The sequence below is a fragment of the Pseudomonas rossensis genome (assembly GCF_039888995.1).
Lineage (GTDB): Bacteria > Pseudomonadota > Gammaproteobacteria > Pseudomonadales > Pseudomonadaceae > Aquipseudomonas > Aquipseudomonas rossensis.
Genome location: NZ_JBBWCB010000207.1, coordinates 1 through 7003, shown reverse-complemented (window position 1 = coordinate 7003; position 7003 = coordinate 1). Strand labels below are relative to the sequence as shown.

Below are 7003 nucleotides of genomic sequence, written 5' to 3'. Positions count from 1 at the left end.
TGTTTGGACGGGCCTCATCGCGAGCAAGCTCGCTCCCACAGTGGTTTTGTGTTGAACATGGAATGTGTGAACAACCCAATACCCTGTGGGAGCGAGCTTGCTCGCGATGGCCGCGACTCGGTCTCAAACCAGCCGATCAACCCTTGAGCTTCGACCAGATCCGGTCCTGCAGCTCCCGCGCCTTGTTGCTGCACTCTTTCTCCGGGCGCAGGCGCGAGGCGAACTCATCGGGCATGTTGATCGCGTCCATCACCCGCCATTTGGCGTCGATCAGCTTGTCGCTCTGGATACCGTTGGCGTAGGCGATGGCGTTGGACACGGCGGCGGCGTTTTCCGGCTTCATCATCCAGTCGATGAAGATCTTCGCGTTGCCAGGGTGCGGGGCGCTTTTCGGTACGGCGAAGTTGTCCTGGAACATCGCCAGGCCTTCGCGCGGGTACACGTACTTGATGGTGCTTTTTTGCAACGTGGCCCGGGCGGTGGAGCCGTTCCAGTTCTGCATCATGATCACTTCACCGGAGGCCATGCGGTCGACGGTGTTGTCCGAGCTGTACATCTTCAAGTGCGGTTTCTGTTTTTGCAGCAGCTCCAGAATGCGCTTGGCGTCCTGCGGGTTTTCGCTGCATTCGTCGACGTTCAGGTAATGGCTGGCCGCGTTGATCACACTGCTGGAGGTGTCGAGGGCGGCGAGTTGGCCTTTCAGTTCCTTGCGCGGTTCGAAGAACTCTTTCCACGAGTCGTCCAGTTTGCCGCCGGGCACCCGCGCGCTGTCATAGGAAAACCCGGTGGTGCCCCACAGGTACGGGGCGGAGAACTTGCGGCCCGGGTCGAAACTCGGGTCGCGGAACGCCGGTTTGACGTACTGGAAGTTGGGCAGGGTCGAGGCGTCGATTTTCAACAGAAGGTTCTGGTTGATCAACGTGCGCATGATCGACTGCGACGGCACGATCACGTCATACGCCGCGCCACCGGCCTGCAACTTGGCCAGCAGGGTTTCGTTGCTGTCGTAGCCGTCCATGGTGACCTTGATCCCGGTCTCCTTTTCGAACTTGGCCAGCAGTTCCACCGGGTAATAGTCGGTCCAGTTGTAGAAGAACAGTTCCTTGGGTTCGGCGGCCTGGGCGCTGAACGCCGTGAAGCAACTCAGGGCCAGACCGGCGACAGCGAAACGCATGCTTTTTGTTTTCATTGGCTTTTTATTCATAACAGCAGGCTCCAGACTCATTGGTTTTTGCCGCGCTGTCCCAGCCAGAAGGCCAGTACCACCAGCACGATGGAAATCACCAGCATCAAGGTCGAGATCGCGTTGATCTCCGGCGTTACCCCGGACTTGATTGCCGAGAAGATGTACACCGGCAACGTCGTCGAACCGGGGCCGGCAACGAAGAAGGTCATGATGAAATCGTCGAGGCTGACCACGAACGCCAGCACCGAACCGGACAACACCGCCGGCCATAACAACGGCAAGGTCACCCGGCGAAACACCTGCCACGGGTTGGCGTACAAATCGTTCGCCGCCTCCAGCAAACTCTTGTCCAGGTCATTGAGCCGCGCACGGATCGGTAGGTAGGCGAAAGGAATGCAGAAGCCGATGTGCGCGACGATCACTGTCAGCAAACCGAGCTTGATCCCCAGCGCCATGAACAGCAGCAGCGTGGCGACGGCGGTGACGATCTCCGGCAGGATCAGCGGCAGGTTGATCCCGCCCTCGACCATCTTCTGTCCATAGAACGGCCGATAGGTCGCCAGCGCTGCGAGCAAGGCAATGGCCGTGGCACACACCGTGGCGATGCCGGCGACGATGATCGAGTTCAGCGCTGCGGTCTGGATCGACGGGTTGGCCAGAATCCTTCCGTACCAGGCGAAGGAGAACTCGGTCCACACCGTGGCCGAACGGTTGGCGTTGAAGCTGTAGGCGATCAGCACGAATATCGGCACGTACAGATAGGCCAGGATCAGCAGGCTGACTTCCCGGGTCAGGGGCAGTTTTTTCAGGTGCAGGGCGATCATGCGGTGGCTCCCCGACGCAGAGTTTTAGCGGTGCTGCGGCTATAAAGGGCGTAAAGCACCAGGGACAGCAGCAGAATCCCCAGCAACAGGAACGACAGCGAACTGCCCAGCGGCCAGTTGCGCGCGGTGCCGAACTGTTGCTGGATCAGGTTGCCGACCATCAGCGTCTTGCCGCCGCCGAGAATCGCCGGGGTGATGAAGGCACCGAGACTCGGCACAAACACCAGCAGCGCGCCGGCAATCACTCCGGGCATCGACAGCGGCAGGATGATCCGCTTCAGTGCGTGCCAACGATTGGCGCCGAGGTCGTAAGCCGCTTCCACCAGACGCCAGTCGAGTTTTTCCAGGGTCGAATAGATCGGCAAAATCATGAACGGCAGGAAGCTGTAGACCAGCCCGACGCTGACGGCGAAGTCGTTGTAGAGCAGGGTGATGCCGCCCGCCTGCGGGAACAGCGCGTTGAGGCTCTGAGCAACCCAGCCATGCTCGCGCAGGATGATCAGCCACGCGTAGTTGCGTATCAGCAAGTTGGTCCAGAACGGAATGGTGATCAGCAACACCATGAGGTTGCGCCGACGCGGTGTCAGGCTCGACATCCACAACGCCACCGGGAAGCCGAACAGGAAACACAGCAGGGTGGTGCCGCCGGCCTGGAACACCGAACGCAACAGCGCCTGGGCGTAGACCCAGTTCAGTTCCAGTTCACCGTCGAAACCTTCCTGGAAGAACAGCTGCACGTAGCTTTGCAATTGCCAGTCGGCCTGCCAGTCTACGCCGCCATACACGTTGCGCGGCAACAGGCTGATGTAGCCCATGATGCCGAGCGGAATGGCGATCAGCGCCAGTAAAGTCAGAACCACCGGGCTGAGCAACAGCGCACGGTTGAGGGCGGGAGAAGTTCCGCTGACGCTCATCTCAGGCCTCCATCAACAGGCAGGCGTGGGGCGGCAGGTTGACCGCGACGCGATCACCGACCACCCGACCGCGGTTCAGGCCTTCGTTGTTCTCGCGCAACATGACCTTGATGTCGTTGTTCAACCGGCACTGGTAAAGGGTCGCGGTGCCGACATACAACACCGCTTCAATGACGCCGCGCAGGTGATGCGGTTGCGCCGGGTCGACCAATTGCGAGCGTTCCGGGCGGAACGCCAGTTGCACGCTGGCGCCATCGAAGCCCTGAGCCGGGCAGGGGATTTCCACCGGCATGCCGCTCGGCACGAACAGTTTTTCGTTCTGCTGGCCGCGCTTGAGGTGGCCGGGGAGGAAGTTGATGTCGCCGATGAATTGAGCGACGAAGCGGTGCTGCGGCCGTTCGTAGATATCGTTCGGTGTACCGATTTGCAGGATCTTGCCGGCGGACATCACGGCGATACGGTCGGACAGGGTCAGCGCTTCTTCCTGATCGTGGGTGACGAAAATGAAGGTGATCCCGGCTTCCTTCTGTACGCGCTTGAGTTCGACCTGCATTTCCTTGCGCAGCTTCAAGTCCAGCGCCGACAGCGGTTCGTCGAGCAACAGCACTTTGGGTTTCGGCGCCAGGGCCCGGGCCAGCGCCACGCGCTGCTGCTGGCCACCGGACAACTCGGCCGGTTTGCGCTGGGCCAGGTGTTGCATTTGCACCAGCGTCAGCATCTCATCGACACGTTGCGGGATGAGCTTGCGATCAAGACCCTGCATCTCGAGGCCGAAGGCGATATTCTGCGCGACGCTCATGTGCGGAAACAGCGTGTAGCTCTGGAATACGGTGTTGACCCGGCGCTTGAACGGTGGCAAATCATTGACCGGCTCGCCCGCCAGACGAATCTCGCCTTCGCTGACCTGTTCGAAGCCGGCGATGGTCCGCAACAAAGTGGTCTTGCCGCAGCCGGAAGGGCCGAGCAGGGTGAAGAATTCATTGTCGGCAATGTCGACTGAAACGTTGTCGAGGGCTGGAGCCAGCCCCGGATCGTCGGAATACCGCTTGGAGACGTTACGCACTTCGATTGCTGTTGGATGACCCATAATGGTGCATTCCTCTAATTATTGTATGCAATATCTGGATGCAATCTAGAAATAACCGGATTAATCTGCTCGTGCAACCCCCTTTTTCAAAGGCTGCTCATCGCCTGGGGCCGGTTGTTTAGTGATGAAGGAGTGTTCAGATGACCGAGAAAAAACTCGAGACCACGGTCGACCGCGTCTACCAAGGGGTTTACGAGGCGATCAGCAAACGTTCTTTACGTCCCGGCATGAAGCTCGGCGAAGCGTCATTGGCCGAACTTTTTAATGTCAGCCGGACGTCGGTTCGTGCTGCGCTCAAACAGTTGGAGGCCGATGGCCTGGTCACCACCGAGCCCAACAAAGGGGCGTCGGTGTCGTTGCCCAGTGATGAAGAGATCCGCTCGCTGTTTGAAACGAGGCGCTTGATCGAGATCGGCATCGTCACTGAGCTCTGTCGTCGTCGTGATACCTCCGTGACCCAGGACCTGCGTGATCACTTGTTGCTGGAGGATGAAGCGCACCGCAGCGGCGACCATGAACGGCTGATTCATCTGCTTGGCGAGTTCCATATCAAACTCGCGCAAAGCCTGAACAACCCGGTGTTGCTGGACTGGTTCCGCAAGTTGATTTCCCGCGCCTCGCTTTACGCCGCCGCGCTGGATGACGACAGTCACGAAGCTTGCCGCGACGATGAACACCTGCGGCTGATCGAGTACATCGAAGCCGGCAACCAGAGCGCTGCGATCGAACTGACCTGCATGCATTTGAATGGCATCGAGAAAGCGATTCTCGACGTCGCCGCCACGCTGAAAACCGGCTACCACCCGCTCAAGCACCTGATTGAGGTTTAGCCGCCGGTGGGGATTATGTAGCAGCTGGCGAAGCCTGCGTTCGGCTGCGCAGCAGTCGTGAATCCAGACGATGCGGTGCACCAGAAAGGACCGCGTCATCAGATTTTACGACTGCTTCGCAGCCGAACGCAGGCTTCGCCAGCTGCTACAAGGTTCGTCCGCAGGGCAAGCTCCATTGCCACAAAAGCCTGGATGATGTGAATCAGCTAACCTCTATGAAACCATTGGCGACCGCGATGCTCGAAACAAACGGGCACGCACCGTCCTCATGCCGTTGCGATCCCTTAAGCCAGTCATCTACAGGGATACAGAGTCAGTCGATGCAGTTTCTAGACGATAGCCATGGGTGTGCAGGCTGGAGCGGTGAAATGGCCGGGCGCATCCGCGCGTTCGACTGGAGCCTGACTGAGCTTGGGAACATGGACACCTGGCCCAGAAGCCTGTGCAGCGCGGTGCAGTTGATGCTCGCGTCCCCACTGCCGATGGTGATGCTGTGGGGCCGACCGGGTTACATGATCTATAACGATGCGTACTCGACGTTTGCCGGTGGCCGCCATCCTTACCTGTTGGGTTCTCCGGTGGAACTGGGCTGGCCGGAAGTCGCCGAATTCAATCGGTATGTGGTCGATACCTGCCTGGCCGGCGGCACCTTGTCCTATCGCAACAAAGTCCTGGAGTTGCTCCGCGACGGGATACCCGAAGACGTCTGGCTGGACCTCTATTACAGCCCGGTGGCTGATGATGACGGGAAACCGGCCGGGGTCATGGCGATGGTGGTCGAGACCACCGAGCATGTGATCTCCGAACGCCGCCGTCAGGCCGCCGAGGACGCCTATCACGCCGACAACGAACGGGTGCGACTGGCGCTCAATGCCGGGGCTTTGCTCGGCTCGTTCGTCTGGGACATCAAGGGCAATGCGCTCTCCGGTGACGAGCGTTTCGCCCGCACCTTTTCCTACCCGCCGGAGCAAAACCTGACCGACCTGCCAACGGACATCGCCGAAGCACGGATCCATCCCGATGACCGCAGCTGGGTGCAGGAGCAGATCAACCAATCAGTGGAAACCGGCGAACCCTTTAACGCCGAGTATCGGGTCCTGCGCCCGGATGGCAGTTATCTGTGGGTGCAGGCGAGTGGTGGCTGCGAATTCAATGAGCAGGGCGAACCGTTCCGTTTTCCCGGGGTGTTGATCGACATCCACGAACGCAAGACCGCCGAAGAATCCCTGCTCAAGTTCACCCGCAATCTGGAGCAACGCGTTGCCGACGAAGTCGAAGCGCGGCTGGCCGCTGAAGAACAACTGCGTCAATCGCAGAAACTCGAAGCCATCGGCGGTCTCACCGGCGGCGTGGCCCATGACTTCAACAACCTGTTGCAGGTGATCGCCGGTAACCTGCACTTGTTGGCGCGGCATGAACCGGACAACGCCAATGTGCAGCGCCGGGTCAGCGCTTCGATTGCCGCGGTCGAACGCGGCGCCAAACTGTCTTCGCAATTGCTCGCGTTCGCCCGTCGTCAGCCCTTGTCGCCAGCGGTCTGCGACCTGCGCCAGGTCTTCGATGGACTCGGGGAATTGTTGCAGCGGGCGCTGGGGGAAACCATCCAGATTAATGTCACCGCGGCTGAAGCCCTTTGGCACGTCTACGTGGACTGCAATCAACTGGAAAACGCCGTCCTCAATCTGGCGATCAATGCCCGTGACGCCATGAAAGGCGAGGGGACCATTGACCTGAGCGCCGAGAACATCGCCCTTGATAGCAAGTTTTGTGCGGGCAAGGGCATCGGTGCCGGCGATTATGTCTGCGTGGCGGTGGCTGACAGAGGAGTTGGCATGTCGCCGCAGGTACTCGCACAGGCTTTCGAACCGTTTTTTACCACCAAGGCCGATGGCCAGGGCACGGGGCTGGGACTGAGCATGGTGTTCGGTTTCGTCAAGCAGAGCGGCGGGCATATCGAGATTTCCAGCGTGGTCGGCCAGGGCACTCGGGTGCAGCTGTATTTCCCTCGCAGCCTGCGCCCGATGCTCAACGAAACGACACGTCATGACCCGCAACAGCGAGGCGGACACGAAACCATTCTGGTGGTCGAGGACAACGAGGCGGTGCGCAGCGCAGCGGTGGAGTTACTGCGCGAAGAAGGTTATCAAGTCCTGACGGCGGCC

6 protein-coding genes are annotated in these 7003 nt (G+C 59.9%); 2 read left to right on the top strand and 4 right to left on the bottom strand.

Features of this window, described 5'->3' with window-relative positions; genetic code table 11:
• Positions 1 to 136 precede the first annotated feature (136 nt).
• From WLY71_RS28810 to WLY71_RS28795, 4 genes are read right to left on the bottom strand one after another with little or no spacing between them, the layout of a single operon-like run.
• Positions 137 to 1189 (bottom strand): extracellular solute-binding protein, encoded by a 1053-nt coding sequence (locus WLY71_RS28810; protein WP_347806276.1) that lies wholly within the window; start codon positions 1187 to 1189, stop codon positions 137 to 139.
• Between the two features lie 32 nt (positions 1190 to 1221).
• Positions 1222 to 2010, bottom strand: coding sequence for an ABC transporter permease (locus WLY71_RS28805; protein WP_046048507.1), 789 nt, complete (start codon positions 2008 to 2010; stop codon positions 1222 to 1224).
• Positions 2007 to 2924: an ABC transporter permease gene (locus WLY71_RS28800; protein ID WP_347806275.1), complete on the bottom strand. Its 918-nt coding sequence runs from the start codon at positions 2922 to 2924 to the stop codon at positions 2007 to 2009. The genes WLY71_RS28805 and WLY71_RS28800 overlap by 4 nt, the downstream gene beginning before the upstream one ends.
• A 1-nt stretch (position 2925) precedes the next feature.
• A complete protein-coding gene (locus WLY71_RS28795; RefSeq protein WP_347806274.1) occupies positions 2926 to 4011 on the bottom strand; it encodes an ABC transporter ATP-binding protein in 1086 nt (361 codons plus the stop codon).
• A gap of 140 nt (positions 4012 to 4151) precedes the next feature.
• Here WLY71_RS28795 and WLY71_RS28790 point away from each other — a divergent pair, with 140 nt between their 5' ends.
• Positions 4152 to 4841 (top strand): GntR family transcriptional regulator, encoded by a 690-nt coding sequence (locus tag WLY71_RS28790; RefSeq protein ID WP_347806273.1) that lies wholly within the window; start codon positions 4152 to 4154, stop codon positions 4839 to 4841.
• A 320-nt stretch (positions 4842 to 5161) separates the two neighbouring features.
• A partial coding sequence (locus WLY71_RS28785; protein WP_347806272.1) for a hybrid sensor histidine kinase/response regulator occupies positions 5162 to 7003 on the top strand: 1842 nt, incomplete at its 3' end.

What these genes read in the sequence shown, in the direction of transcription:
- WLY71_RS28810 (WP_347806276.1), bottom strand. Translation starts at nt 1,189, where the DNA reads ATGAAAACAAAAAGCATGCGTTTCGCTGTCGCCGGTCTGGCCCTGAGT.
- WLY71_RS28805 (WP_046048507.1), bottom strand. Translation starts at nt 2,010, where the DNA reads ATGATCGCCCTGCACCTGAAAAAACTGCCCCTGACCCGGGAAGTCAGC.
- WLY71_RS28800 (WP_347806275.1), bottom strand. Translation starts at nt 2,924, where the DNA reads ATGAGCGTCAGCGGAACTTCTCCCGCCCTCAACCGTGCGCTGTTGCTC.
- WLY71_RS28795 (WP_347806274.1), bottom strand. Translation starts at nt 4,011, where the DNA reads ATGGGTCATCCAACAGCAATCGAAGTGCGTAACGTCTCCAAGCGGTAT.
- WLY71_RS28790 (WP_347806273.1), top strand. Translation starts at nt 4,152, where the DNA reads ATGACCGAGAAAAAACTCGAGACCACGGTCGACCGCGTCTACCAAGGG.